The sequence below is a fragment of the Paenibacillus endophyticus genome (assembly GCF_014192395.1).
Lineage (GTDB): Bacteria > Bacillota > Bacilli > Paenibacillales > Paenibacillaceae > Pristimantibacillus > Pristimantibacillus endophyticus.
In genome coordinates this window covers 51230-76920 of the sequence record NZ_JACHXW010000032.1, presented here as the reverse complement: position 1 = coordinate 76920, position 25691 = coordinate 51230, and the positions used below count along the sequence as shown (strand labels likewise).

The window sequence follows — 25691 nt, the reverse complement described above, 5'->3', positions numbered from 1 at the left end:
TTGCATGTATTAGGCACGCCGCCAGCGTTCGTCCTGAGCCAGGATCAAACTCTCCAAATTGGTGTTTGAAATGCTCATTACTTGTTATCGCTTTTCCGCTTATCCCGAAGGATTTGCGAGGCAGTTATTACTCGTTGTTCAGTTTTCAAAGAGCAATCTTTTCTTTCGTGTCGACCGTGTGTCTCGTTGGCGACCTAGATAATATATCACGTTCGCCTATGGCATTGCAAGTGTTTTTTTCAAATTTAGCAAAATCATTTTTTTGTTTATAGAATTGACCGAAAACTACATTCGCTATATGAGCTATATAATGAAGGAACTTACAAAAAACGAGCTAAGCGTAAGTACGCTAGCTCGTTTTTCTATCCCTTAATATTGTTTCGAGACCGTGTATTTCGAAGCATTCTTAATTTGTTCGAACTTTTTGTTGCCCTTTTTAAAGCCTGCATCAACTGTTGTATCGATAATGACCCATTTGCCATCCAAGTAAACCTCGTTCCAAGCGTGATATACATCAACATATTCCGAATTCCCCATCATTAGCTTTGTCGGAATATCCAAGCTGCGAAGCATTCCTGCGAACAATGCAGCATATCCATAGCAAATGTCTTTCTTAGATTTGAACGTACGATCGATACTTGGCAAGTAATCAACTGAAAGATTCGCCGCTAATTGATTGTCATAATTAATGTTTGTAATTACATAATCATAAACAGCCTTTACTTTCTCGCTATCCGTTTTTTTGTTTTTTGTAAGCTCTTTAGCCTTCACAATCGCATTGCTTGTATCGGTCCAATTAATGTTTTGAATGGAATTGAGATAAAGTACTTTGCTGTCTTTCAAGCTAAGAGTAACGGTTTGCTTTGCTACCAGCTTGTACTTGTTTGCCGATGCGTTTTCTAATACCGATATTGTATACTGTCCGTTACCAAGCTGCAGCGGAAATTGTTCTGCTTTTCCACCTGCAGTTAGGTTGTACGTATAGTTAGCTTGTCCTTTTGCAATCATAAGTTTCGTTTTCACTTTAGCTTTAACCGGATACTCAACAGCCACGACACCATTGCTTAGACCAGTCGTATTCAACCATTGGTTTGCTTCACTAGCCTGAGCAGGTTTTGCATTAATAGAAGCAAAAAGGATAAAAACTGCGATTAACAAAATAAATTTGCGCATAAAAAAAACCCCTTTCGGTAGCTGGCTGCCATCTTTCGGAAGGCCCTTTAGCTTTGCGTCCCTACCTTTCGATAGGTTTGCCGTTATCGTATGAAGCTTTATTCATTCATTTAAAGAGAAAACAAAAAAAGCTTGTCCATTCGGTAGCTGGCTACCATCTCTCGGAAGGCCCTTTAGCTTTGCGTCCCTACCTTTCGATAGGTTTGCCGTTATCGTGCTCTGCTTTATAGTTCTAATATACCATATGAATCTCACAAATCAATAGGTCTATTAGAGAATAGGGCATATTTTGGTAGATTTTAAGAATTGATGCCGTAGAAACTTGAAATTAGCCAATAAAAAAACGCCGAGACTAATCAGCCCCGGCGAATCTATAACCTGCGTTATTCAGCAGACTTTTGATCTCTCATATGTGGAAACAGCAACACATCACGGATGGACGGTGCGTCTGTCAATAGCATAATCAAGCGGTCTATCCCAATACCAAGCCCCCCAGTAGGCGGCATACCGTATTCTAAAGCACGGATAAAGTCCTCGTCCATCTCATGAGCTTCATCATTACCATGCTCACGTTCAACCAGCTGTGATTCGAACCGTTCACGTTGATCGATAGGATCATTGAGTTCGGTAAAAGCATTCGCATGCTCGCGAGCCACAATAAACAACTCGAAACGATCTGTGAAACGCGGATCTGCTTCGCTCTTTTTCGCAAGCGGTGAAATAGCGACCGGATGACCGGTTACAAAAGTTGGCTGAATCAAGGTGTGTTCACAGAACTGCTCGAAAAAGGCATTAAGGATATGGCCAAAGGTCATATGAGCATCAACTCCAACCTTATGCTCCTTAGCCAAGCGATGTGCTTCTTCATCGCTCATTTCCACACCGAAGTCTACGCCAGTCGTTTCCTTAACAATTTCAACCATAGATACTCGGCGCCATTGCGGCTTTAAATCAATTTCTTGCCCTTGATAAGTGATTGTCGTCGTGCCAAGCACTTCTTGGGCGATATGTGCTATGACATTCTCAGTCAATGCCATAATATCCTTGTAGTCTGCGTAAGCCTCATACAGCTCAATCATCGTAAACTCTGGATTATGTCGCGTCGACATCCCTTCATTACGATATACGCGGCCAATTTCGTATACCTTCTCTAATCCACCGACGATGAGGCGTTTCAAATGAAGCTCGATCGCGATACGCATATAAAGCTGCATATCAAGTGCATTATGATGGGTCTCGAACGGACGCGCTGCCGCACCGCCTGCAATAGAATGAAGGGTTGGCGTTTCTACCTCTAGATAACCGCGGGAATCCAGGTAGCGGCGCATCGATTGAATGATTTTGGAACGGGTAATAAAGGTTTGCTGTACGTCAGGGTTCACGATAAGATCAACATAACGTTGGCGATAACGAAGCTCTACATCCTTCAGGCCGTGATATTTATCAGGCAGCGGAAGCAACGATTTCGTTAGCACTTCAATGTCATGGGCTTTGACTGAAACTTCGCCCGTATTTGTTTTGAACACAACGCCCTGCACACCGATGATATCTCCAATATCGAGCAGATCGAATGCAGCAAACTTGTGCTCTTCTACGGTATCTTTACGTACATAGATTTGGATCTTTCCGCTCAAATCCTGTATCGTAGCAAAGCCGGCTTTGCCCATGCCGCGTTTTTGCATGATACGTCCTGCAATACGCACGGAAACGGCTTGTCCTTCCAGTTCTTCCTTGCTATGTCCTTCATTGGCTTGCACGATTTCTTTTGCGTTATGCGTCCGCTCAAACTTCCGTCCGAAAGGATCGACGCCTAACCCTCTAAGCTCGTCTAATTTGTCTCTACGAATTTGCAAGAGCTCGCTTAGCTCCTGCTCATTGTTTTCATGTTCCACTTCTTCATCTCCTTGATCATTCGGCAAGCATAAGCAGCTGTGACCAGATTATTGCGGCATGCAATCATTCTCCGATGAAATATATGCGCCGCATCCATATCCATCTATACGTTCTTATATTTTAAACGTTCAAAAAGCTTCCTACAAGGAAGCTTTCTGATCCGCGCATAGCAAACCTTATTTTTTGATGTCGAGAATTTTGTATTGAATGATGCCGACAGGTACGCTGACTTCGACAACCGTTCCTTTTTTCTTGCCCAAAATCGCTTTGCCTACCGGACTTTCATTTGAGATCTTATTTTGCAGCGGATCAGCCTCTGCCGTTCCTACAATGGAATACTCCATTGTGTCGCCATATTCCATATCTTCAACCGTCACGATCGAACCGATGCTAACGGTATCAATATCAATATCGTCATTATTTATTATACGCGCATTGCGCAGCATTTTCTCAAGGGTAAGAACGCGTCCTTCGATAAACGCCTGCTCATTCTTCGCATCCTCATACTCCGAGTTCTCGCTTATATCACCATAGCCAATCGCTACTTTAATACGTTCAGCAACTTCACGACGCTTGACCGATTTTAGGTTCTCTAATTCATCTTCAAGCTTTCGCAGCCCTTCTTGAGTCAGAATGATTTGCTTATCGTTCATCTTTCCGATTCTCCTGTCATGTGACTAATTTTTCATACCTTGTATGAATTCACTGATACCTAATATATTACGCTTCCTGATCCTCATACCTACTGTTAATTGGAGGCTCTTGATGTATTCGTTATATTATATTGCACGATTATATTGCAAGGTTCCCTGAATGTCAATCAAAGCCAGACGAGCCATTGAAACCGTTTCAATTGTTAAAACGGAAGCAGAAGCCGCTTGATAGCGGCTTTTGTCGAATGGTGTCGGTAAGCTTCGATTCTCATTCGCTGCCTATAACCGGTCTATGATTGAATTCGTATACGATCTCTTCAGCAGTACCTGATGCTCCAACACCTGCAACAGCAGCCGACCGGCACTCCTCGCGGCCAATCATTCGGCATCGCAGCCCGTATGATCCAAACGGCGCTTGGCATCCTCTAGTGAGAAAACGTCGCCATTGCCTATAACAGGAATAGATACCGCTTCTTTGACATCTTTTATGATGTCCCAATTGGCCTTGCCTGTATACAGCTGCTCGCGCGTGCGATCATATACGTTTACACCTTGCCGCCCGCACGTTCAACAGCGCGCACATTCTCGATAGCAAGTTTATGCTCATCATCCCAGCCAATACGCATCTTCACCGTTACTGGCTTCTTAACCGTATCTACAACTGACGAAACCATGTCGTATACTTTATTAAGGCCTAAGAGCCGACGCACCTTCAGCATCGTACTTGGCAACCTTCGGCACGGGGCAGCCCTTATTGATATCAATTATATCCGCATCGGTCTGCTGATCTGCAACGTTAGCAGCTTCGACAAGCGATTCCCTGTTCCCGCCGAATATTTAAAGGCTGAGAGCGGCTTCACGCGTTCGTCATCGAACAGCATTTCAAGCGTACTTTTGTTGCTATGAAGGATAGCTTAGTCGCTATCCGTTTCCGCACATAAGTCCCGTTCCAAATTCCTTTGCAATCAATCGAAAAGCAGGATTGCACACGCCTGCCATCGGTGCTAGCACCACTCTGTTCTTCATCTCGATGACTCCGTTTTTCAACATGTCGCTCCTTGCTCCCCTTCTGATTGGTTATGGTTCATATGAAAGAAATGCAGCTTCGCTATTCGCGATCATCCGACATTAACTCCTCGTAGCTGATTCCTAACGTTTTGGCGATATGCCCCAGCAGCTTCGGGTCGGTCTTTCTTGTTCCACGCTCTAATGAGCCGAGCACGGCTACTGATACGCCAAGCTCCTTGGCCAGCTCCTGCTGAGTGTAGCCCTTCAGCTTTCGAAAGGCTCTGACGCGCTGCGCCAATTGATTGTTTTCCATAGCGTAATGCCTTCCTTTCCATCCAGAAGCGCCGCTTCTGACGCTGCGCCTACCTCCTGCTGCAGCAGATGCGATTGATCCAGTACATCATGCAGCGGCACAAGGACAAACGCCCGCTCCATCATGCGCGGATGCGGCAAGGTTAGTTCCTCTTGATCCATTCTGACATTATCATATAGGAGCAGATCGAGGTCAATGGTTCTAGGTCCCCAACGTATTTGTCGAACTCTCCCTAATTGCTGCTCGAAGGCTAGAAGCTGGCGCAGCAGTTCTATCGGAGATAATGTCGATTGTACAGCCAACACCATATTGAGAAAAGGCGGTTGCTCCGTATAGCCGACCGGATCCGTCTCATACAAGCCGGATACTCGATTTACCTTGATGCTTGGATGCTCGTCTATTAGGCTAATCGCCGACAACAGCAATTGCTCCCTGTTCCCCATGTTCGATCCAAGTGCAATATAAGCCGCTACCCCATTATGCGGGAATTGTTCGTCCATCAGCATCCCGCTTTCTACGCAGTTCCACCGTTACTCCGTCAAAATGAATATCGAACGGCGGGTTCGGCTTCGTTACTCGAACCGTCACTTCATTTACCATAGTATAAGCTTCCAGTACCCGTGATGCAATGTGACCAGTTAAAGCCTCTATTAGCTTAAAAGCAGGACCTTCCACAATCGTTTTGGCCAGCGCGTGAATCTCAGCATAATTAACCGTACAGGTTAGATCATCGGTCGCCGCCGCCTGTTCTAAATCCATTGCAAGCTCGATATCGACCTCGTATTTCTGTCCGAGCTTGTTCTCTTCAGGGAATACACCGTGGTATCCGTAAAACTTCATCCCTTTAACGATCATGTTGTCCATTATATCCACTCTCCCAACGTTATAGCATGCCTGTCTGTCACAAAAAATAATGCATATCCCATCGCTTCTTTTAGTCGCGGTATACGATAGCGTCAGCCATCAATGCAGCGCGCTTGATTGCGCCTACGTCATGAACCCGCATGACTTGGCAGCCTTGTGCGATGCCAAGGACGACAGTCGCTGCCGTACCTTCAACAAGCTCTTCAACAGGCAGATTCAACGTCTGCTTAATGAATCGTTTGCGCGAGGTACCAAGGAGAACGGGGTAACCGAGTCCTGCTACCTCTGATAAATGGCCCATCAGTTCCAGATTATCTTCATGGGTTTTTGCAAAACCAATACCCGGATCCAGCCATATTTGATCTTCCTCAACTCCGGCAGCCTGTGCCAAGCGCACGCTTCCAATCAGGTCGGCAAGCACATCCGGAACCAAATCGTTATAGTCCTTCGCATGTCGGTTATGGCTAATAATGACCGGACATCCGTATTCCGCTGCAACCGGCGCCATATTGGGGTCACCCTTCAAGCCCCAAATATCATTGATTATATGGGCGCCAGCCTCCAATGCTTGACGAGCCGTCTCCGCTTTATAGGTGTCAATTGAGATTGGCATATGAGGTAGCGCTTGACGCACTGCCCGAATAACGGGAACAATACGGCGCAGCTCTTCTTCAAGACTAACCGGCTCGAACCCTGGACGAGTAGACTCTCCTCCAATATCGAGCATGTCCGCGCCAGCCAACGCCATCGCTTCTGCATGAGCAACGGCTGCCTCAATATTCATGTAGCGCCCCCCATCCGAGAACGAATCAGGAGTTGCATTCAGAATCCCCATAATGAGTGTCCGATTGCCTAGCGCAAGCGTTGCTCCGTCCCCAAAGTCATATTCTCTTTTATAAAAAACCGGTCGCTGATTCACTTTATTACCTCCATCCTTTTTATTTCCACTTAGTCTGCCCCTTTAGATGGTGGTGGCTAATACATCTCTCCATTTGTCGTCGTCCATTTTCTATATAGCGTTAAGAGCTGCCTAGTTATAGCGCCAGCCTCCCCGTTGCCTACCATGTGAGTCTGTCCCAAAATATCGGTTAACCTCGTAACAGGCACGAGCTCCTGAATGGAATTGGTCAGCCAAACCTCATCAGCCTGCAGCAGCATATCCCAGCTATATAACCCTTCCTCCGTTTGATATCCTTCGCCACTCGCCAGTTCCAGCACGCACTCCCGCGTAATGCCCGGCAATATGCCGGTTGAAATCGCCGGCGTGCATACAACATTGTCCTTCACGAAAAACAAGTTGCTGACAATCCCCTCTGCCAGCCATCCCTCATGGCTCAGCATAAGCCCCTCCGCTCCCGCCGAGACCCCACTTGCGAGCAGCTCCCGCTTGGCAATAATATTGTTCATATAATGGAGAGACTTGTAGCGAATTTCACCTTCCGGGGTGTTCCGCCGCGTCTGCATAAGCCGCAGCTCCCTTCCGCGCATATGAACCGCATCATTTATGGACGGCAGAGCCTTCACTAGCATAAGTACAGTCGGATGCTCATAATCACCGGTCGGCAAGCCCAATTCCGCTTCTCCCGCGCTAACGGTCATACGGATATAAGCGTCCTCCAATCCGTTTGCTGCGATTAGCTCTCTTACCCATGCAGCAATATGTTCGGGATCGCTCTGGTATCGAATGCCCAGCTGCTCGCAGCCCGCATGCAGACGATTCAAATGCCGGTCCAATAAAAACGGTGTCCCGTTATAGGTACGAAAGGTTTCGAACAAGCCCATACCGTACAAAAAACCGTGATCATAAACTGAGATCACGGCTTCACTTGCTTCCAAAACGGTGCCGTTCAGCCCGATTTTCATCGTACTGCGCCCGTCTTGTTTTGCAAGAAGTTACGAAGCATTGTAAGGCCATGCTCCGTTATAATCGATTCAGGGTGGAATTGTACGCCTTCAATCGGATATTCCTTATGACGAAGACCCATGATTTCGCCTTCCTCTGTTTCCGCTGTAATCTCCAGACAGTCCGGCAGCGTTTCACGACGTACGATAAGGGAGTGGTAGCGCGTTGCCGTAAACGGCGAAGGCATTCCCTCGAATATGGATTTTCCCTGATGATGAATCGCGGAAGTCTTGCCGTGCATGAGCTTCTCGGCGCGAACAACCTCGCCTCCAAAGGCTTGTCCGATAGATTGATGCCCTAAGCAAACACCGAAAATCGGAATTTTTCCTTTGAAATGCTCGATAAGGGAAAGGCTGATACCCGCTTCATTCGGAGAACAGGGACCTGGCGAAATTAGAATATGATCGGGTGCCATTGCTTCGATACCTTCCAAGTCGATCTCGTCATTGCGTTTCACCGTAATGTCTTCTCCAAGCTCACCCAAATACTGAACGAGATTGTAAGTAAAAGAATCATAATTATCAATTACCAATATCATGTTAAGGATCCCCCTTTATCCGGCTCTGCTGCCTGTCTATGCGCCGCAAACCGTTCGCTGTATTGAATGGCCTTCCATAACGCCTTTGCTTTATTCAATGATTCCTTATATTCCCTCTCCGGATCCGAATCAATAACGATACCAGCACCGGCTTGAATATGAACGTCCCCGTCCTGCAGAGCCATCGTTCTAATAATTATATTAAATTCCATATCGCCATTGTAGTCAATCCAGCCAAGCGAGCCCGTGTAAGGACCTCTGCGCGTAGGCTCAAGCTCCTCGATGATCTCCATCGTGCGAACCTTCGGGGCTCCCGTAATCGTTCCACCTGGAAAAGTAGCTGAAATGACATCATAAGCATCTTTGCCTTGTGCCAAGCGCCCTTCTACTTGCGATACCAGATGCATCACATGCGAGTACTGTTCGATGACCATCAGCTCTTCTACCTTCACTGTGCCGTAAGCGGAAATGCGTCCTAGATCATTTCGCTCCAAGTCGACCAGCATAATATGCTCAGCTCGTTCCTTCTCATTCGAAAGGAGCTCGTCTGCCAAGCGACGGTCCTCCTCCTCCGTGCGACCGCGCCTGCGAGTTCCAGCAATCGGTCTTGTTGCAAGCTTAGTATCCTTCAGCTCAACCAATAGCTCAGGCGAGGCCGATACCAGCTGGAAATCAGGACAGCGCAGGAAGCCCATGTAAGGAGAAGGATTAATTAATCGCAGCCACTCGTAGAGCTCTTCCGGCGATGATACGATTTCTTTGTTCTGTCGTACCGATAAATTCACTTGGAACACGTCGCCCTGTTCTATATATCGCTGGATACGGCGAACCGCTTCCATATAGGCTTCCTTCGGAAAAGGAGAGGTTATGTCTGCAAGAGAAAATGTATCCATCTGCAGCTGATCATCGTCTAGCAGCTGTTGTCGCTTCCTCCGAGTTGACAACGCTCTTTCCTTGGCCTTGTCCTCATCAAACCAAGTCAGCCAATAATCGGTCATGCCGCTCGCTCTAAAAAGGGCATTCTCATACGCTGCGCTTAGCTCCGCCTCATCACTGCCAAAATCAATCTCCGTATGGACAGCGCAGTAAACCTTCTCATCCACATGGTCTATAATCCATAACTCATTGACTTGCATGAACAAGTAATCCGGAATGCTTCGATCATCCAATGCAAGCATCGGCAAGCGCTCTATGGAGCGAATCACGTCATATCCCCAGAACCCGACACAGCCGCCAATCCATTTGGGACCGTCAGCAACCCTCGGTCCGGTTTTGCCGCTCATCCACTCCCGTACCACTTCAAGCGGCTTTCCGCTCCATTCGCGCTTGCTCTGCTCCTCTAGTGACCGAAAGGCTATCGATTCCGCAGACAAGCCTTTCCCTCGGATAATCGCATCCGGATGCAAGCCCAGATAGGAGTATCGTCCGTCCTTGCCGCTCTCTAAAACGAAAGCATACGGCGAAGCGTCCTGCCATACCTCTTCCCACGATAAAACCCCTGCCCGAAGCTCGAGCTGAAATGGCAATTCCATAATCAGCGGCAGCGTTGTATATTTCCGTTCGGCGTGCCACCGAGTCCACTGCTCCATAGCGGTGACCATCACCCTCAACCCCCGATAACTTCACTTATTTTGCTCAGTATACCGAATAGCCAGTTAAAAAGAAAGCCTTCCATTCCGAGGAATGAAAGGCTGTTTGTTATGAGCATCGGAAATTAGTTTTCGAAGTTGAATAGCGGAGTTGAAAGGTAACGTTCGCCGTTACTTGGAACAATCGCTACTACACGTTTGCCTGCGCCAAGCTCTTTCGCCACTTGCAAGGCTGCATAAATCGCAGCACCAGAAGAAATACCGCAAAGAATGCCTTCTTCTTTCGCAGCACGACGAGCATATTCGAATGCATCCTCGTTCTCGATCGTAATAACAGCATCATAAATTTCGCGGTTCAAAATGTCAGGCACGAAGTTTGCTCCGATGCCTTGGATTTTGTGCGCACCCGGTTTGCCGCCGGATAGGATCGGCGAAGCAGCAGGCTCAACCGCATAAATTTTGATACCATCAAAGTTTTTCTTAAGCACTTCGCCCGTACCGGAAATCGTACCGCCCGTACCGATACCTGCTACGAATGCATCCAATTTGCCATCAAGCGAATTGATCGCTTCAACGATCTCAGGTCCTGTTGTTTCGCGGTGAACCTTAACGTTTGCTTGGTTTTTGAATTGCTGCGGCAGGAAGTAGTTAGGGTGCTCAGCTGCAAGCTCTTCCGCTTTGCGAACAGCACCGTTCATTCCTTCGGAGCCTGGCGTCAATACAAGCTCTGCGCCATAAGCACGAAGCAGGTTGCGACGCTCAATACTCATTGTTTCTGGCATTACAAGGATAGCCTTATAGCCTTTTGCTGCTGCTACAAGTGCTAGTCCGATTCCTGTATTGCCGCTAGTAGGCTCAATGATCGTATCGCCTGGCTTGATAATTCCTTCTTGCTCAGCTACCTCGATCATGCTGATTGCAATACGGTCTTTAACACTTGCGCCCGGATTCTGGTACTCAAGCTTAACGTATACCTCTGCGCTACCTTCAGGTACAAGACGGTTTAAACGAACTAACGGAGTATCACCGATAAGATCAAGAACACTTTGTACGATTTTGGCCATGGAAATAACTGCCTCCTTATTCCGACTAATTCAGTTGGTATTTTCACTAATTCCATCTTAACAATGTCTTGTATCCCTTGTCAATAGTGACTTTCTCACTCCATTGAAAACGTTGCCTATATGAGATGCTATTCGATTTTCACTGCATCATATTTGGCCAGCAGCTTATCTTCCATTTCGGCGAGCGAGTCGGCTTGTTCAAGCGCCAGCTGCTTCCGAACGGCATCATGTAGCCTTCGTCCCGTCATCGTAGTGGTCATTTGTCGTTCGATCAGTCGAATGACGGCAAATCCGCCATCCACCTTTATTGGACCAGCCATCTCGGCAACCTGCAATCTGCTCGCTGTTTCGAGCATCTCGGAATTGTAGAAAGGATCATCCGCATCAATCAAGCCGAGATCTCCGCCTCCATCCGCTGTGAAGGAATCGATTGAATAGGTACGCGCCAGCTCAGCGAAATCCGCACCGTCCGTAAGCAGCCTGAGTACCGAATTCGCTTCCTTCGATGACTCGGTCATAATCCATTGCAGATGAAGCTGCGTTCTTGCTTCAAATTCTTCTGGATGGTCCGCAATGTAGCGATCAACCTCTTCGTCAGTAATGTTAACACTACGGATGACGATTTTCTCCATAAGCAGTCGGTAATTCAACTCATCCAGCACCTGTTCCCTACTCATGCCGAGCTGCTCCTGCATCACTTCATAATAGCGCGACTCGCTTTCATAACCTTCAACCATTTTCGCCAGCTCACGGCTTTGCTCATCAGACGATATGCTCAGATCAAATGCCGCCGACTCTAGATCAATCGCTCTACGCACCATTAGCGATCGCAGAGTGGCTTCTCCATATTGCTTCTGGAGCTCGCCCTGCAAATCAGCTGCCGTAATGGTCTCTTTGCCTACTCTAGCAATGACCTGCCGTCCGTTCTCCTGATCGGAATGGTCTCCTTCAGGCGATGGCTCCACTTTACCCGGATCTATAGGCTCTTCTTCGCTCCCGACATTCGTTGGTGCCTGATTATCCAGCTGGCGGTCATTCCCCGGCCACACCTTAATAATCACGACTACCGTCAATACGACCATACAAACGGCTTGAAGGATAACAACGGTCCTAAGCACCTCGTATTTCCTCATTCCCCTAAGGCCTCCAATTTATTGGATCGGCTTCGGTTTCGCTTGAGCAAGCAGCAGCTCCAGCTGAGCCCGTTCAAATGTATACGCTTCGTTGCAAAATTGGCAAACGACTTCCGCTTTTCCGTCTTCATCTATAATTTGCTGCAGTTCATGCTCGCCTAAGCTAAGAAGCGTCTGCTCTACGCGCTCTGATGAACAAAAGCACTGGAACTTTAAATCCATAGTATCGTGTATATGAAGCTCGCCCTCGCCAACAATTCGTCGGAGCAGGCCCTCAGGCGTTTCCCCCTCAAATAGAAGGGTCGTCACAGGCGGCAAGGACGCTATCGCTTGCTCCAGCCGCGTTATTTCTTCATCCGTCAGTCCAGGCAGGAGCTGTACGATGAATCCGCCAGATTCCAGCACGGCATGATTATCCGTATCCACCAGCACGCCTAATCCCACAGCGGAAGGCGTCTGCTCTGAAACAGCGAAATAATAAGTAAAGTCTTCGCCAAGCTCACCCGACACGATCGGGACGCTGCCGCGATATGGCTCCTTCATTCCCAAATCCTTTGTGATATGAAGATATCCGCTGCTCCCGACTGCGCCCGCTACATCCAGCTTCCCTTGCGCATTGCTGGGCAAGTGCACGTGAGGATTGTCAACGTAGCCGCGAACTTCGCCTTCCGCATTCGCATCCACGGCGATTTGGCCGACCGGCCCATCGCCCTTCACTTGAATGGTCAACTTCTCCTGCCCTTTCAGCATGGCTCCCATGATGGCTCCTGCCGTCAATGTCCGACCAAGGGCGGCCGTAGCCGTTGGATAGGTATCATGCCTTTGGCGGAGCTCCTCAACGAGCTGAGTCGTGCGAGCCGCAAACACTCGTATTTTACCGCCCCATGCCGTTCCTCGCACCAGCACGTCCTTCAGCTGATTATCCATTATAATCCCTCCTGATTGCGTTCATATATGATTCGAAGACCTTCTAGGGTCAGCAGCGGATCGACCTCTTCTATCGTTTCCGATTCAGCGGCAATTAACTCCGCAAGCCCTCCAGTGGCAATTACGCGCGGTGAAACGCCAAATTCGGTACGTATCCGTTTGACAATGCCATCTACTTGACCCGCATAGCCAAAAATAATACCAGCCTGCATCGAAGTAACCGGATTTCTGCCTATGACGCTTTTCGGCTTTACAAGTTCAATACGCGGTAGCTTGGCCGCGCGCTGGTAAAGCGCTTCAGTCGAAATGCCTATGCCCGGAACGATTGCTCCGCCTAAGTAATTGCCGCCTTCATCAATATAGTCGAATGTCGTTGCCGTACCGAAATCAACGACAATAAGCGGCGATCCGTATTTAACGATACCCGCCACTGAATTAACGATGCGATCGGCGCCGACCTCACGCGGATTTTCATAACGGATATTCAATCCGGTTTTCACGCCAGGACCTACAACTAAAGGGATTTTTCGCAAATATTTCAGACATAGCTGCTCCAGTGTCCGCATTAATGGAGGCACAACGGAGGAAATAATGACCCCTTCCATCTGCTCAAGCTTTACGCCAGCATAATGAAACAGGTTATGGATGTTTATGCCGTATTCATCTACTGTCGCAGAACGATTCGTGCTTAGACGCCAATGATGAAGGAGCTCTTTTCCTTTGTAAATGCCTAGTACGATATTCGTGTTTCCGACGTCAATGACGAGGATCAAAGCAGTTCCCCACCCTTCTTCGCATTCAAATCCAAGCTAATGTCCAGCGCGTGGAAGGAATAGGTCAATCCTCCAACAGAAATGACATCGACACCACAATCTGCAATACCCTTTATTGTTTCTAATGAAACGCCGCCTGACGCTTCTACGATAACATGGGGGGAAGCTTGCTTGATTTGAGCTACGGCTTCTTTCATCAGAGACGGAGACATATTGTCCAGCATAATAATATCCGCCCCGCAAGCGAGCGCTTCGCCTACTTGCTCCAGCGATTCCGCCTCCACTTCAATTTTCATCGTATGGGGGATTTTGCTGCGTGCAGCCTCAACAGCAGCACGAATGCCGCCTGAACCTTTAATATGGTTATCCTTGATCATAACAGCATCATATAAACCGAAACGGTGATTGGCTCCGCCGCCTACGCGCACTGCGTACTTCTCAAGCATGCGGTGGCCTGGCGTCGTCTTGCGCGTATCGACAAGCCTTACCGGCAAACCTTCAAGCGCGCGGACAAATGCATCCGTCTTCGTCGCAATGCCGGACAGCCTTTGCATCAGGTTAAGCGCTAGTCGTTCCCCTATAAGCAAGCTGTGCGTGCTGCCTTCTACTGTAGCAAGTACCGTTCCTTTAGCGACATGATCCCCGTCGTTAACATGAGGCTGGAATACAAGTGATGCATCCACGACCTCGAATACAAGCTTAGCGATTGGAATTCCAGCAACAATACCGCTTTCTTTGACATGGATAACAGCCTTGGAACGCGAATCCCTTGGTATAGTCGTCTCTGTCGTGATGTCTCCACTGCCAATATCCTCTGCAAGCCAGCCGCGAATTTGCTCGCGCACCGCTGTATCATATCCGCCTGCCGTCCATTCAAACATTCTCTATTCGCTCCTCCGTCAGTCCATATAGACGGTGTAACACCGTATGCTTTCTCCACATTTCATCGTCGCGAGCCGGGAAATCCTCACGATAATGCGCTCCGCGGCTTTCCTCGCGAGAGAGCGCCGCCTCTGTCGTCAGCAAAGCGCATGTAAGCAAATTAGCAAATTCAAATTCTTCACGTTCAGTTAGTACTGACTGATAGATCGGAAGCTGACGCTTCAATTCCTCCAGCCCTTTGATTAACCCTTTGGCATCCCGTCTCAAGCCTGCATAACGAACCATTATTTTTTGCAGCTTAAGCCGTCTTTCGACGACTGCTTGAATCGAGGTGCTGCTGCGCTTCGTGTCTTTATCGATAACGGGGATAATGGTATTTTCCGAGAGCTCTTCGATTCGCTTAATAATTCGTCTGCCAAACACGATCGCTTCAGACAGCGAATTGCTTGCCAACCGATTAGCCCCATGTACGCCGGTTGATGAAACCTCTCCGCATGCGAACAAACGCTTAATGTTTGTTTCTCCATTTAAGTCCGTTTTCACTCCGCCCATCATATAATGCATGGCTGGGGCTACCGGAATCCAATCCGAGGTCAGATCAAGGCCATATCTCAAACAGTATTCGTATATAGTAGGAAAACGGTGCTTGACCATCTCCGGTGATTCATGCGTAATATCGATATAAACAAAGGTGGACTTCGTCTCTTCCATTTCGCTAACGATTGCGCGCGCAACAACGTCCCTAGGAGCCAGCTCCAGCTGCTCATGATAACGCTCCATGAATCGTTCTCCCCTGATATTGCGAAGATACGCACCCTCGCCCCGAACAGCTTCTGAAATTAAAAATCTCGGCGCTCCAGGGTAACAGAGTGAAGTCGGATGAAATTGAATGAACTCTACGTCCTGTATGTATGCTCCAGCTCGGTAAGCCATGGCAATGCCGTCTCCTGTTGCGACCTCAGGATTTGTTGTATAGCGGTATAGCTGCCCGGCACCGCCTGAGCTGAGAATAACGGCTTTGCCTTTGACGAATAAACGCTGTCCGCCCGGCTTTTGCACGATAGCGCCACAGCAAACGCCGTCTTGTGTGACCAAATCGATCACAAAGTGGTCATCCCACACCTCGATTTGATCATTCGCAACCGCGGTTTCCGATAAAGCCCGAACAATCTCGAAGCCGGTAGCGTCACCGTTGGCATGCAATATCCGCCGCTGGCTGTGGGCGCCTTCCTTCGTCAGCGCAAACTCGCCATTCTCCAAGTCGAATTGCGTTCCCATTTTAATTAAGCTGCGAACGCCTTTGGGGCCCTCATGCACTAATACATCGACGGCTTCATCCGAGCATAGTCCGGCCCCCGCTATAAGCGTGTCCTGTCTATGGTATGCAGGGGAATCCTCGTCAGATATAACGGCGGCGATACCGCCCTGCGCATACCTTGTATTGCTGTCGAGCAGCGATTTTTTCGTAATCATTAGAACGGAGTTATTCTCACTTGCCCGTATAGCGGTAAAAAGACCGGCAATGCCGGCCCCGATTACGATGACATCTTTTTCAACAACAGGCAGCTCACTTAGCTGCACATCTACTAAATATCTAGGAATCATCATGGCTCCCCCAAGCGTAAACGGTGAAACCCGGCTCACTGCCGTCTGCTTACGTCTTTTCATGGAATATAGGCAAAAAATTTGCAGCGAAGCTAATCTTGCGAGCATAAAAGCAGCGTTTTTTACTTCACAAGCAGCATGCGCTCCAAGGAAAGACGGGCTTGATCCGCAACATGAGGCGGTACATAAATTTGAGGCTGCATCGTTTCCAAAGCTTTGACAAGCTTCTTCAAATTATTCACCTTCATATTCGGGCAAACCAAATATTTGGATGCAAAATGGAAGGTCTTGCCCGGGCTGTCTAGACGAAGCTGGTAGCCAGTTCCATCCTCCGTGCCTACGATGAACTCTTGGCAATCGGATTCCTTGCAATATTTGATAATGGCTGTTGTACTACCGACAAAGTCACCTAGTTCCACAACTTCGGGACGGCACTCTGGATGGACAACAAACTGTGCGTTGGGATATTTTGCTTTCATTTCCTCAACGTCTTTTACCGTAAGCATGTCATGCGTGTTGCAGTAGCCTTCCCAGATAATCATCTTCTTATCGGTGTTCTGCTGCACATAGTGGCCAAGGTTTTTATCCGGTACCCAGATCACTTCATCGCCTTCAACCGAGTTCACAACCTTAACCGCGTTTGCTGATGTACAGCAAATATCCGTCTCTGCTTTAATTTCTGCAGACGAGTTAATGTAGGTGACAACCTTTGCGTTCGGATGCTGCGCTTTCAGCTTGCGCAAACCATCGACACTGACCATGTCTGCCATTGGGCAGCCGGCGCGCTCATCGGGTATAATAACCGTTTTGTTAGGCGCAAGAATCTTAGCGCTCTCACCCATAAAGTGAACGCCGCAGAAAACGATAACGTCAGCATCTGTCTGGGCTGCCTTCTGCGCAAGCAAGAAGGAGTCGCCCCGGAAATCTGCTACCTCTTGTATTTCATCACGCTGATAATAATGAGCTAGAATAATAGCATTCCGTTCTTTCTTCAACTGTAACAACCGTTCACGCAGCTCGCGGTTTTGCTCCGCTTTGCGTTCCAGCGCCAGTGCTTCCACAGTAGATCCTCTCCTCTTATGAGGGATGGGGTATGCCCATTCCGTTATACGGCAAGCTCAACTTTGTGAATTGATGCACAAACTTAGAAAGTCGCTTACCTATAGTTTAAACCAAAAGGGATAAATTCATTTGATTAAGTTTTAATTTACACGCGGTAGATGCTACTGTCAATGCGTGAAAGCCCTTTTTGGGCCTACTATTCCAAATTAATTTTTCTTATAGCTGTATCCGGGCAGCATTCGCAGCAAACGGGCTTTCTTAGCATAAAATCCGAGCCATTTCGACGATCCACGCCTATTATGGCGATATTAGGCAATTAAGCAGTTGGGATCGGATGCACTGCTACACAAGAAGAAACGGCTTCGCCGTCCTCTGCAAATAGACGGTATTCGTTTCTCGTAGAAATAGAAGAATACTTTATCGCGTGCGTATAAGTCTTATATTTTAAAAAGAAAAGTCTCTCTCCTCAATGGAAAGAGACTTTTCTTTTCAATTAACGCTTCGCTGGATCGTATGGCTGACCAAGCGCAGAAGGTGCATTGGAACGGCCAACGGCACCCGCTAGAACGATCAAGGTCAATACATAAGGCAGCATATAGAAGAACTCCGCCGGAATTTGCTGTGCGAATTCAAATCGCTGCATAAAGCTTCTGAGCGCTTGTGCGAGACCGAAGAACATAGCCGCGCCTACTAAGCCAAGCGGATTCCATTTGCCAAATATCAACGCGGCAAGCGCGATGAAGCCTTGGCCCGAAATTGTATTATGCGCGAAGCTGCTTGTCGTGGTCAAAGTAATCGTCGCGCCGCCAAGACCGGCTAGTGCTCCGCTAAGCAGAACCCCGATGTAACGATACTTTGTCACGCTAATCCCAACTGTATCCGCCGAGCTCGGATGCTCGCCTACAGCGCGAAGACGCAGCCCAAAAGGAGTACGGAACAGAATGAAGTAGCTGATAACAGCAAGGGCGAGCGCGATATAAGTTGTCGGGTAAGCGGTAAATATCGCCCTGCCAAGCAGCGGTATATCCGATAAAAACGGAATCTGCCATTTATGAAACACATTTTCAAGAAGAGGTGTTTGCCCCGAGCCCGCGTACAGGCTCTTTGTCAGGTATAGGGATAAACCTAACGATAAAATATTAATAACGACGCCCACGACCGTTTGATCCGCCCGAAACGTAATGGTCGATATCGCATGAAGCAATGAGAACAGCACGCCGTAGATAGCTGCCGCGATAAAACCAATCCACGGCGAAACGCCGCCAAGACCCGCTTGAATCGCATATTCGGTAGCGACAGCCGCAGCAAACGCGCCTGACACCATTAAACCTTCAAGACCAATGTTAACGACACCCGAGCGCTCCGAATACATTCCCCCAAGCGCTGTAAAGATCAGCGCGGTAGAAAAGACAAGCGTTGTATTTATGAGCTGTCCAATGATTTCAAGTACGTCCATCTACGCCGCCTCCTTCCGCTTGCTCGCACGTTTATTTAGAAAAGGCTTTAGGAACCACTTCACTAATCCATGCGAAGCAACGAAGAAAATGACGGCGCCGATCACGATGCGAACAACCTCTGGAGGAACGCCTGCACCAAAGCTCATACCAGCCGAGCCATAGCTTAGTCCGCCGAATAAAACAGCGCCTAACAGAACGCCAATCGGGGTATTGCCACCAAGCAGCGCTACTGCGATACCGTCAAACCCATAGCCAGGAGAAGCAGCCATCACAGTTTGATTGCCGAATACACCTAGAATTTCAAAAACCCCGCCAAGGCCCGCAAACACACCGCTTATGAACATCGATTTCACCATCGTTACATTGACATTCATCCCCGCATAAAGGGCTGCATCGGGATTATGGCCAACTGCACGCAGCTCATAGCCCTGCTTTGTCCGCCATAGTACGATGTAAAATACGATAACGCAGACAATCGCAATGATGGTTCCCCAGTGCATACGGGCATTATCCGTCAGCTTGATCAGCCAATCGATTTTGACCATAGCGGATTCATGAACCGTCATCGATTTCTGTTGTCCCTTTTCCACAAGGAACTTCGCAACGATGAAGTTGGACAGAAACAAGGCAATCCAATTGAGCATGATAGAGGAAATAACCTCGTTAACGCCGCGCTTCGCTTTCAGATAACCCGCAATGCCTGCCCACAAGCCGCCGAATACCGCGCCTGTTATGATGGCGAGAGGAGCGTGGATGTACCACGGTAGATCGAGCAAAACGCCGATGATCGTTGCGCCTGTCATACCCATGACAAACTGACCTTCTACCCCGATATTGAACAATCCGGTACGGAATGCAAACGATACCGCAAGACCGGTAAATATGAGCGGTGTAATGGCTCGAATCGCTTCACCAAGATTGTAAGGCGTGCTGAACAGCTTATCCAGCAGGGACGAATAGGCAAGAATCGGATTGTATCCGCCAGCCAGCATCGCAATTGCACCTACGATTAGACCGAGGATGATCGCAACCAAAGGTATGAGGATAGACGATTTACTAAATATTTTTCTCAACATTTCCATGCGCGCTATCCTCTCCCGTCGGCTGTTGCCTTGTTGCCGGCCATCATAAGGCCCAGCTGTTGATCGTCTCTTTTCTCTGCGTCTACTTCGCCCATCAGCCTGCCTTCGTACATAACCGCTATGCGGTCGGACAAAGCATAAAGCTCATCAAGCTCAAAAGAGACGAGCAGAATCGCCTTGCCCTCGTTCCGGGCTTGTACTAGACGCTTATGCACATATTCAATTGCTCCGATATCAAGCCCCCGTGTCGGCTGCACCGCAATAAGCAGATCGGGATCCTTGTGCAACTCCCTTGCGATTATCGCTTTCTGCTGATTGCCCCCAGACAGCGCGCGTGCATGCGTGTGAATGCCGGATGAGCGGACATCGAACTCTTTGACCAGCTTATCCGAGAGCGTATCCATCGCTTTATAATCAATAAACATCGTTTTCCCGAATTCCGGTTCGAAATAAGTGTTGAGGATCATGTTCTCGCTGACGCTGAAGTCCAGCACGAGGCCATGCTTATGCCTGTCCTCCGGGATATGGCCAACGCCTGCAACCGATACATCACGAGGGGAATGGTTCGTCATATCGCGCCCGTTCAGCTTCACAGCGCCTCCTTCGACCTTCCGCATACCCGTTATCGCATAGATAAGCTCGCTTTGCCCGTTCCCGTCAACGCCTGCAATGCCTAGAATCTCGCCGGCCCGAATATCCAAGCTGACGCCGTTCAATGCATTTTTGCCTTGCTCGCCTTTCATCTTCAGGTTGTCCACCGCCAGAATAACCTCGCCAGGCTCGCGTTTTGTTTTCTTCACTTCAAAGGAAACATCCCGGCCCACCATAAGTTCAGCAAGCTGCTGCTCATTCGTTTCATCGGTTGTGACGGTCTTGATCACCTTGCCTCGTCTAATAACGGTTACAGAATCCGCAAGGGCCATAACCTCTTTCAGCTTATGCGTAATGATAATAATCGATTTGCCTTCTGCGGCAAGATTTCGAATAATTTCAATGAGCTCTTCAATTTCCTGCACGGTCAATACGGCAGTCGGTTCGTCAAAAATGACGATTTCCGCTCCCCGGTACAACGTTTTTAAAATTTCTACGCGTTGCTGCATGCCGACCGTAATATCTTTAATTCGCGCCTGAGGGTCTACCTTCAGACCATAACGTTCAGAGATTGTCCGAACCTTCTCATTTGCAAGCTTATAGTCAATTTTCAGCCCCTTTACAGGCTCATTGCCAAGCACAATATTCTCTGCAACCGTGAAAGGTTGTACGAGCTTGAAATGCTGATGCACCATTCCGATTCCTAATTCGATAGCCCGCGAAGCACCCTCGATAACTGTCTGTTTCCCGTTAATCCAAATCTCGCCTTCGTCAGGCTGATATAACCCAAACAAAATGTTCATCAGTGTTGATTTGCCTGCACCGTTCTCGCCAAGCAAGGCGTGAATTTCGCCTTTTTTCAACTCGAAATTAATGGAATCATTAGCTACCAACCCAGGAAACCGTTTCGTTATTCCTTTTAACTGTACTGCCGTTAAGCTCCGGTCCATTCCTTATCATCTCCCCGGTTCTACCGCTATAAAAACATGTAGCGCAAGCACATTATACACATATTTCTTAAAATAAAAAAGAATAAAGACCGGCCGAAGCCGGTCTTGTCTGATGCAATCTGCAAACGAACCTCAAACAAAGGATACCAAGGAATAGTGAAAACTATTCAGTAGGCACTTTGATTTCGCCGCTAACGATTTTTGCTTTGTATTCTGCCACTTTTTCAAGTACATCAGCAGGGACGTTCTTGGAAGATGTATCCGGCAAGCCTACAGCATCATCTTTCAAGCCAAGCTCTTGTGTTGTACCGCCTGCGAAATTGCCTGCGATCAAGTCCTTGGATACTTTATGAACGGCAGCTTCTACGCCCTTCATCATCGAAGTAAGCGTGATTTCATCGCCGAACTCCAGCGATTGGTCTTTATCTACGCCGATAACCCAAACGGCATCGCCATTGTCTTTACGTGCTTTCGCTTCGTTGAAAACACCGTTACCCGTTCCGCCAGCTGCGTGGAAAATAATATCTACGCCGCCATCGTACATCGTAGCAGCAGCCAGTTTGCCAAGGTCAGGCTTACCGAAGTCGCCTGTATAGTCAACTTCAACTTTAGCATCCGGCTTAACAGCAGCAACGCCTGCTTTGAAACCAGCTTCAAATTTTTTGATAACCGGAATTTCCATTCCGCCTACAAAACCGATTTTATTTGTTTTCGTCATAAGGCCTGCAACAACGCCTACCAAGAAAGAACCTTCATGCTCAGCAAAAGTAATGGAAGCAACGTTTGGCGCTTCAATTACGCTGTCGATAACAGCAAGCTTAGCATCCGGGTTTTCTTTTGCCACTTTGCTTAGTGCATCGTTGAACAAGAAACCGATACCCCAAGTCAGGTTGTAGCCTTCTTTAACGAAGCTGTTCAGGTTCGGCTCCATATCCGCTTCGCCTTTGCTCTCTAGAAACTTCGTAACAGCACCCGTTTCGGCCGTTACAGTCTCAAGAGCTTCCCATGCGCTTTGGTTAAAGGATTTGTCATGTACGCCGCCAACATCCGTTACCATACCAATCTTAAAGTCTTTACCCGATCCATCGGACTCTACTTTAGTACCTTCGTTGGTACCTTCGTTGGCACCTCCGTTTGTTCCGCCCTCATTGTTATTCTTTGCTCCGCAAGCCGACAATACAAGTGTCAACGCGATCATCATCACGAGCATTAGACTAAATGTTTTTTTCATGCGTGTTCTCTCCCTTGCTTCTTGTTTTGTTAAAGCTGTGCAACCCCTGTTATACCTTCTTAGTCTTGCTGTTACTGGCCGCTATTATTTCATTATAGTTACAAAAAAATAAACGTCAATGATTTAATGTCAGGTTTTGTGACACAAAATCATTGATTTTATATCAATGTAACATTTATGTAATATACAGCCAAAAAAATATAAACCTTCACGTTAGCTTTCTTGTTTTTCCGCTTGTGGTTTATACGTGTATTATAGGCTAAATCCGAACATTAATAAAGTAAAAAATAGTCGTCCCGCTACTCTTACAAGTAGCAGAACGACTATAGCTAGCCATAACTCCAATAATCTACTCGTTCTTGTCTGGTTCGTCTGTGTTGTCGCGTTTTTCTAAGCTTGGACCTTTCACTTCATCCTGCTCACGAGTTTGGATACGAACCTTTACGTCGCCAATCGTTTCTACAATCGGCTCTGTTGTTGGTTCAATCGTATCTGCTGCTCCGTCGGAAGGTAAGGCCCCATTCAAAGAACCTGTTTCGACTAAACGTTTGATTTGCTCAAGCTCAAGCGTTTCTTCACTAAGGAGCGTTTGGGCAATCAAATGCATTTCCTTGCTCTTCTCGGACAACAACTTCTTCGCACGATCATAACAATCCGTAATAATGGACTGCATTTCTTGATCGATCTCATAGGCGATGGCATCCGAGTAGTTCTGCTCATGCCCGATATCGCGGCCAAGGAATACTTGGCCTTGCGAGCTGCCGAATTGCATCGGTCCGAGCTTATCACTCATACCGTACTCCATAATCATTGCGCGTACAATGCTTGTCGCTTGTTTAAAGTCGCTGTAAGCGCCCGTTCCAATCTCTCCAATAAAGAGCTCTTCCGCGACGCGGCCAGCAAGCAAGCCGGTAATTTTATCGAGAAGCTCCTGCTTCGTTACAAGCATACGATCTTCTTTCGGAAGCATAATGACGTAACCGCCAGCGCGTCCGCGAGGAATAATCGTAACCTTATGAACCATATCCGCATGCTCCAAGAAAAAGCCTGCAATTGTATGTCCCGCTTCATGGTAAGCGACAATTCGTTTCTCACGGTCGCTGACAACACGGCTTTTCTTCTCCGTACCGACAATGATCCGATCGATCGCATCGTCAACCTCAACCATTGCAATATCTTTTTTGTTCCGACGCGCTGCAAGCAACGCCGCTTCATTAAGTAAGTTTTCAAGATCTGCACCACTGAAACCAGTTGTGCGCTTCGCGATAACCTCAAGCTTAACATCCTTAGCTAACGGCTTATTGCGCGCATGTACTTTCAATACCGCTTCGCGGCCTTTCACATCTGGACGGTCAACCGTAATTTGACGGTCAAAGCGGCCCGGACGAAGAAGGGCTGGATCGAGAATATCTGGACGGTTAGTTGCCGCAACGATAATAATTCCTTCGTTAGCGCCGAAGCCATCCATCTCAACCAGCAATTGATTGAGGGTTTGCTCGCGCTCGTCATGCCCGCCGCCAAGTCCGGCGCCGCGCTGACGGCCTACAGCATCAATCTCATCGATAAAGATAATACAAGGAGCGTTTTTCTTTGCGTTCTCGAACAAGTCGCGAACACGGGATGCGCCGACACCGACGAACATCTCAACGAAATCAGAACCCGAAATGCTGAAAAACGGCACGCCTGCTTCACCGGCCACTGCACGGGCAAGCAAGGTTTTACCTGTACCTGGAGGACCCACAAGCAATACACCTTTAGGTATGCGAGCACCAACCAAGTTGAATTTCCGCGGATCCTTCAAGAAGTCAACCACTTCGACGAGTTCTTGCTTCTCCTCATCAGCCCCGGCGACATCATCAAAGGTAATCCGTTTCTTCTCGTTATCGTAAAGCCGCGCTTTGCTCTTGCCAAAGTTCATCACTTTGCCGCCGCCGCCCTGCGCTTGATTCATTAAGAAGAAGAACAGGACAAAGATGATAACAAAAGGAATAATGGAGGTAAGGAACGTTAGCCAGATGCTAGGTTGATCCATTTCCTTCGTTTCATAAGCAAAACCGTACTGTTTCGACCATTCAGCTATCTTAGGCTCGGCGCTAATGCCCGTCCTCGATACGAATTGATCGTTTTCAGCATCTGCAGGCTTCACTTTATATTTACCGGAAACAAAATAAGATTGGTTCTCGTACTTAAGACTTAACTCTTTAACATTTCCTGATTCAATTGCATTTACGAGTTCATCGTATCGCAATCCAACGGTCGTGTTATTTTGGCTGCTGATAAATTGAAAAATCCCAACGGTCACCAAAAATATAATTAAATAAAAACCAGTATTACGGATGATCCGATTCATCCCCAACCTCCTCTCAGACGCTTAAAATATTTTACCATATCATGACTTTCCATAACAATAGAGGTGTACGGAGAAGGGCATGTACGGGTGAATCGCAACTATTTCTCATAAACCTGCGGCTTCAAAATGCCGATATAAGGGAGATTGCGGTACTTTTCCGCGAAATCCAAACCATAACCGACAACAAACTCGTCCGGTAGCGTAAATCCCTTGTAGTCAGCCTCAAGCTCAACGGTGCGGCGAGCTGGCTTATCGAACAAGGTTACAACCGTAACCGACTTTGCATTACGACGCTCCAGAACATCGATGAGGTAGCTGAGCGTTAGCCCGCTATCGATAATATCCTCAACAATAAGTACATCGCGGCCTTCAACCGAGACGTCCAAATCCTTGATGATCTTCACGACTCCGGAAGATTTGGTTGATTGTCCGTAGCTGGACACAGCCATGAAATCAATTTCGAGCGGCACTGTCATTTCCTTAACCAAGTCGGCCATGAAAATAAAAGCGCCTTTCAAAACACAAATAACGAGCGGGTTGCGCCCGTTGAAATCTTTGCTTAGCGTTTCGCCAAGCTCTTTTACCTTATCACCGATTTGCTGCGCGTCGTACAATACTTCTTGAATATCGTTCTGCAAAGTAGAAATCCC

23 protein-coding genes, 1 rRNA gene, 1 pseudogene and 2 riboswitches are annotated in these 25691 nt (G+C 47.8%); all 25 genes and pseudogenes read right to left on the bottom strand.

Features of this window, described 5'->3' with window-relative positions; translation table 11 throughout:
* A 16S ribosomal RNA gene (locus FHS16_RS31505) occupies positions 1 to 60 on the bottom strand; the annotation flags it as partial.
* Between the two features lie 309 nt (positions 61 to 369).
* A complete protein-coding gene (locus tag FHS16_RS30400; RefSeq protein WP_183571319.1) occupies positions 370 to 1173 on the bottom strand; it encodes a transglutaminase family protein in 804 nt (267 codons plus the stop codon).
* Between the two features lie 13 nt (positions 1174 to 1186).
* Positions 1187 to 1265, bottom strand: a riboswitch (cyclic di-GMP riboswitch).
* Between the two features lie 47 nt (positions 1266 to 1312).
* Positions 1313 to 1391: riboswitch (cyclic di-GMP riboswitch) on the bottom strand.
* Positions 1392 to 1556: 165 nt separating this feature from the next.
* Entirely contained in the window at positions 1557 to 3065 is a 1509-nt protein-coding gene (lysS, locus tag FHS16_RS30395; RefSeq protein WP_312891133.1) for a lysine--tRNA ligase, read from the bottom strand.
* 177 nt (positions 3066 to 3242) lie between these two features.
* Complete coding sequence (greA, locus tag FHS16_RS30390) at positions 3243 to 3719, bottom strand: transcription elongation factor GreA (protein ID WP_138755998.1); 477 nt, start codon at positions 3717 to 3719, stop codon at positions 3243 to 3245.
* A 387-nt stretch (positions 3720 to 4106) separates the two neighbouring features.
* Positions 4107 to 4769, bottom strand: a pseudogene (locus FHS16_RS30385) (tRNA-dihydrouridine synthase); the annotation flags it as partial.
* Between the two features lie 58 nt (positions 4770 to 4827).
* Complete coding sequence (locus FHS16_RS30380; protein ID WP_114383855.1) at positions 4828 to 5040, bottom strand: helix-turn-helix domain-containing protein; 213 nt, start codon at positions 5038 to 5040, stop codon at positions 4828 to 4830.
* Complete coding sequence (gene folK / locus FHS16_RS30375) at positions 4992 to 5540, bottom strand: 2-amino-4-hydroxy-6-hydroxymethyldihydropteridine diphosphokinase (RefSeq protein WP_183571315.1); 549 nt, start codon at positions 5538 to 5540, stop codon at positions 4992 to 4994. The genes FHS16_RS30380 and folK overlap by 49 nt, the downstream gene beginning before the upstream one ends.
* Complete coding sequence (gene folB, locus FHS16_RS30370) at positions 5518 to 5904, bottom strand: dihydroneopterin aldolase (RefSeq protein ID WP_183571313.1); 387 nt, start codon at positions 5902 to 5904, stop codon at positions 5518 to 5520. The genes folK and folB overlap by 23 nt, the downstream gene beginning before the upstream one ends.
* Before the next feature lie 70 nt (positions 5905 to 5974).
* Positions 5975 to 6823, bottom strand: a complete 849-nt coding sequence (gene folP / locus FHS16_RS30365; protein ID WP_312891132.1) for a dihydropteroate synthase — start codon at positions 6821 to 6823, stop codon at positions 5975 to 5977.
* Positions 6824 to 6879: 56 nt separating this feature from the next.
* Positions 6880 to 7767, bottom strand: a complete 888-nt coding sequence (gene pabC, locus FHS16_RS30360) for an aminodeoxychorismate lyase (protein WP_183571311.1) — start codon at positions 7765 to 7767, stop codon at positions 6880 to 6882.
* A complete protein-coding gene (pabA, locus tag FHS16_RS30355; RefSeq protein WP_183571309.1) occupies positions 7764 to 8345 on the bottom strand; it encodes an aminodeoxychorismate/anthranilate synthase component II in 582 nt (193 codons plus the stop codon). Before pabA ends, pabC begins: the two co-directional genes overlap by 4 nt.
* Complete coding sequence (locus tag FHS16_RS30350) at positions 8342 to 9946, bottom strand: anthranilate synthase component I family protein (protein WP_183571307.1); 1605 nt, start codon at positions 9944 to 9946, stop codon at positions 8342 to 8344. Before FHS16_RS30350 ends, pabA begins: the two co-directional genes overlap by 4 nt.
* Before the next feature lie 113 nt (positions 9947 to 10059).
* Positions 10060 to 10998: a cysteine synthase A gene (cysK, locus tag FHS16_RS30345; protein ID WP_183571305.1), complete on the bottom strand. Its 939-nt coding sequence runs from the start codon at positions 10996 to 10998 to the stop codon at positions 10060 to 10062.
* Positions 10999 to 11126: 128 nt separating this feature from the next.
* Positions 11127 to 12131 carry a peptidylprolyl isomerase gene (locus tag FHS16_RS30340; RefSeq protein WP_183571303.1) on the bottom strand — a complete coding sequence of 335 codons (1005 nt, stop codon included), beginning with the start codon at positions 12129 to 12131 and terminating at the stop codon, positions 11127 to 11129.
* 18 nt (positions 12132 to 12149) lie between these two features.
* Positions 12150 to 13058, bottom strand: a complete 909-nt coding sequence (gene hslO, locus FHS16_RS30335) for an Hsp33 family molecular chaperone HslO (protein ID WP_183571301.1) — start codon at positions 13056 to 13058, stop codon at positions 12150 to 12152.
* Complete coding sequence (locus tag FHS16_RS30330) at positions 13058 to 13831, bottom strand: type III pantothenate kinase (protein ID WP_183571299.1); 774 nt, start codon at positions 13829 to 13831, stop codon at positions 13058 to 13060. Before FHS16_RS30330 ends, hslO begins: the two co-directional genes overlap by 1 nt.
* Positions 13828 to 14712, bottom strand: coding sequence for a carboxylating nicotinate-nucleotide diphosphorylase (gene nadC, locus FHS16_RS30325; RefSeq protein ID WP_183571297.1), 885 nt, complete (start codon positions 14710 to 14712; stop codon positions 13828 to 13830). The genes FHS16_RS30330 and nadC overlap by 4 nt, the downstream gene beginning before the upstream one ends.
* Positions 14705 to 16318, bottom strand: a complete 1614-nt coding sequence (gene nadB, locus FHS16_RS30320; RefSeq protein ID WP_183571332.1) for an L-aspartate oxidase — start codon at positions 16316 to 16318, stop codon at positions 14705 to 14707. The genes nadC and nadB overlap by 8 nt, the downstream gene beginning before the upstream one ends.
* Before the next feature lie 122 nt (positions 16319 to 16440).
* A complete protein-coding gene (nadA, locus tag FHS16_RS30315) occupies positions 16441 to 17379 on the bottom strand; it encodes a quinolinate synthase NadA (RefSeq protein WP_183571296.1) in 939 nt (312 codons plus the stop codon).
* Between the two features lie 494 nt (positions 17380 to 17873).
* The gene (locus FHS16_RS30310) at positions 17874 to 18836 is read right to left on the bottom strand and encodes an ABC transporter permease (RefSeq protein WP_183571294.1); all 963 of its coding nucleotides are present in this window, start codon (positions 18834 to 18836) and stop codon (positions 17874 to 17876) included.
* Positions 18837 to 19919, bottom strand: a complete 1083-nt coding sequence (locus FHS16_RS30305) for an ABC transporter permease (protein WP_183571292.1) — start codon at positions 19917 to 19919, stop codon at positions 18837 to 18839. It abuts the gene before it with no gap.
* Positions 19920 to 19924: 5 nt separating this feature from the next.
* Positions 19925 to 21460, bottom strand: a complete 1536-nt coding sequence (locus FHS16_RS30300; RefSeq protein WP_183571290.1) for an ABC transporter ATP-binding protein — start codon at positions 21458 to 21460, stop codon at positions 19925 to 19927.
* Positions 21461 to 21623: 163 nt separating this feature from the next.
* On the bottom strand, positions 21624 to 22691 hold the full coding sequence (locus FHS16_RS30295; RefSeq protein ID WP_183571289.1) for a BMP family lipoprotein: 1068 nt from the start codon (positions 22689 to 22691) through the stop codon (positions 21624 to 21626).
* Between the two features lie 349 nt (positions 22692 to 23040).
* Entirely contained in the window at positions 23041 to 25041 is a 2001-nt protein-coding gene (ftsH, locus tag FHS16_RS30290; RefSeq protein WP_183571287.1) for an ATP-dependent zinc metalloprotease FtsH, read from the bottom strand.
* 98 nt (positions 25042 to 25139) lie between these two features.
* Positions 25140 to 25679: a hypoxanthine phosphoribosyltransferase gene (gene hpt, locus FHS16_RS30285; protein WP_183571285.1), complete on the bottom strand. Its 540-nt coding sequence runs from the start codon at positions 25677 to 25679 to the stop codon at positions 25140 to 25142.
* Between the last annotated feature and the right edge of the window lie 12 nt (positions 25680 to 25691).

What these genes read in the sequence shown, in the direction of transcription:
- cysK (WP_183571305.1), bottom strand. Translation starts at nt 10,998, where the DNA reads ATGGCCAAAATCGTACAAAGTGTTCTTGATCTTATCGGTGATACTCCG.
- FHS16_RS30350 (WP_183571307.1), bottom strand. Translation starts at nt 9,946, where the DNA reads ATGGTCACCGCTATGGAGCAGTGGACTCGGTGGCACGCCGAACGGAAA.
- hslO (WP_183571301.1), bottom strand. Translation starts at nt 13,058, where the DNA reads ATGGATAATCAGCTGAAGGACGTGCTGGTGCGAGGAACGGCATGGGGC.
- nadC (WP_183571297.1), bottom strand. Translation starts at nt 14,712, where the DNA reads ATGTTTGAATGGACGGCAGGCGGATATGATACAGCGGTGCGCGAGCAA.
- pabA (WP_183571309.1), bottom strand. Translation starts at nt 8,345, where the DNA reads ATGATATTGGTAATTGATAATTATGATTCTTTTACTTACAATCTCGTT.
- folB (WP_183571313.1), bottom strand. Translation starts at nt 5,904, where the DNA reads ATGGACAACATGATCGTTAAAGGGATGAAGTTTTACGGATACCACGGT.
- ftsH (WP_183571287.1), bottom strand. Translation starts at nt 25,041, where the DNA reads ATGAATCGGATCATCCGTAATACTGGTTTTTATTTAATTATATTTTTG.
- folK (WP_183571315.1), bottom strand. Translation starts at nt 5,540, where the DNA reads ATGGACGAACAATTCCCGCATAATGGGGTAGCGGCTTATATTGCACTT.
- FHS16_RS30310 (WP_183571294.1), bottom strand. Translation starts at nt 18,836, where the DNA reads ATGGACGTACTTGAAATCATTGGACAGCTCATAAATACAACGCTTGTC.
- pabC (WP_183571311.1), bottom strand. Translation starts at nt 7,767, where the DNA reads ATGAAAATCGGGCTGAACGGCACCGTTTTGGAAGCAAGTGAAGCCGTG.
- FHS16_RS30380 (WP_114383855.1), bottom strand. Translation starts at nt 5,040, where the DNA reads ATGGAAAACAATCAATTGGCGCAGCGCGTCAGAGCCTTTCGAAAGCTG.
- FHS16_RS30305 (WP_183571292.1), bottom strand. Translation starts at nt 19,919, where the DNA reads ATGGAAATGTTGAGAAAAATATTTAGTAAATCGTCTATCCTCATACCT.
- FHS16_RS30400 (WP_183571319.1), bottom strand. Translation starts at nt 1,173, where the DNA reads ATGCGCAAATTTATTTTGTTAATCGCAGTTTTTATCCTTTTTGCTTCT.
- greA (WP_138755998.1), bottom strand. Translation starts at nt 3,719, where the DNA reads ATGAACGATAAGCAAATCATTCTGACTCAAGAAGGGCTGCGAAAGCTT.
- nadB (WP_183571332.1), bottom strand. Translation starts at nt 16,318, where the DNA reads ATGATTCCTAGATATTTAGTAGATGTGCAGCTAAGTGAGCTGCCTGTT.
- FHS16_RS30300 (WP_183571290.1), bottom strand. Translation starts at nt 21,460, where the DNA reads ATGGACCGGAGCTTAACGGCAGTACAGTTAAAAGGAATAACGAAACGG.
- FHS16_RS30340 (WP_183571303.1), bottom strand. Translation starts at nt 12,131, where the DNA reads ATGAGGAAATACGAGGTGCTTAGGACCGTTGTTATCCTTCAAGCCGTT.
- FHS16_RS30295 (WP_183571289.1), bottom strand. Translation starts at nt 22,691, where the DNA reads ATGAAAAAAACATTTAGTCTAATGCTCGTGATGATGATCGCGTTGACA.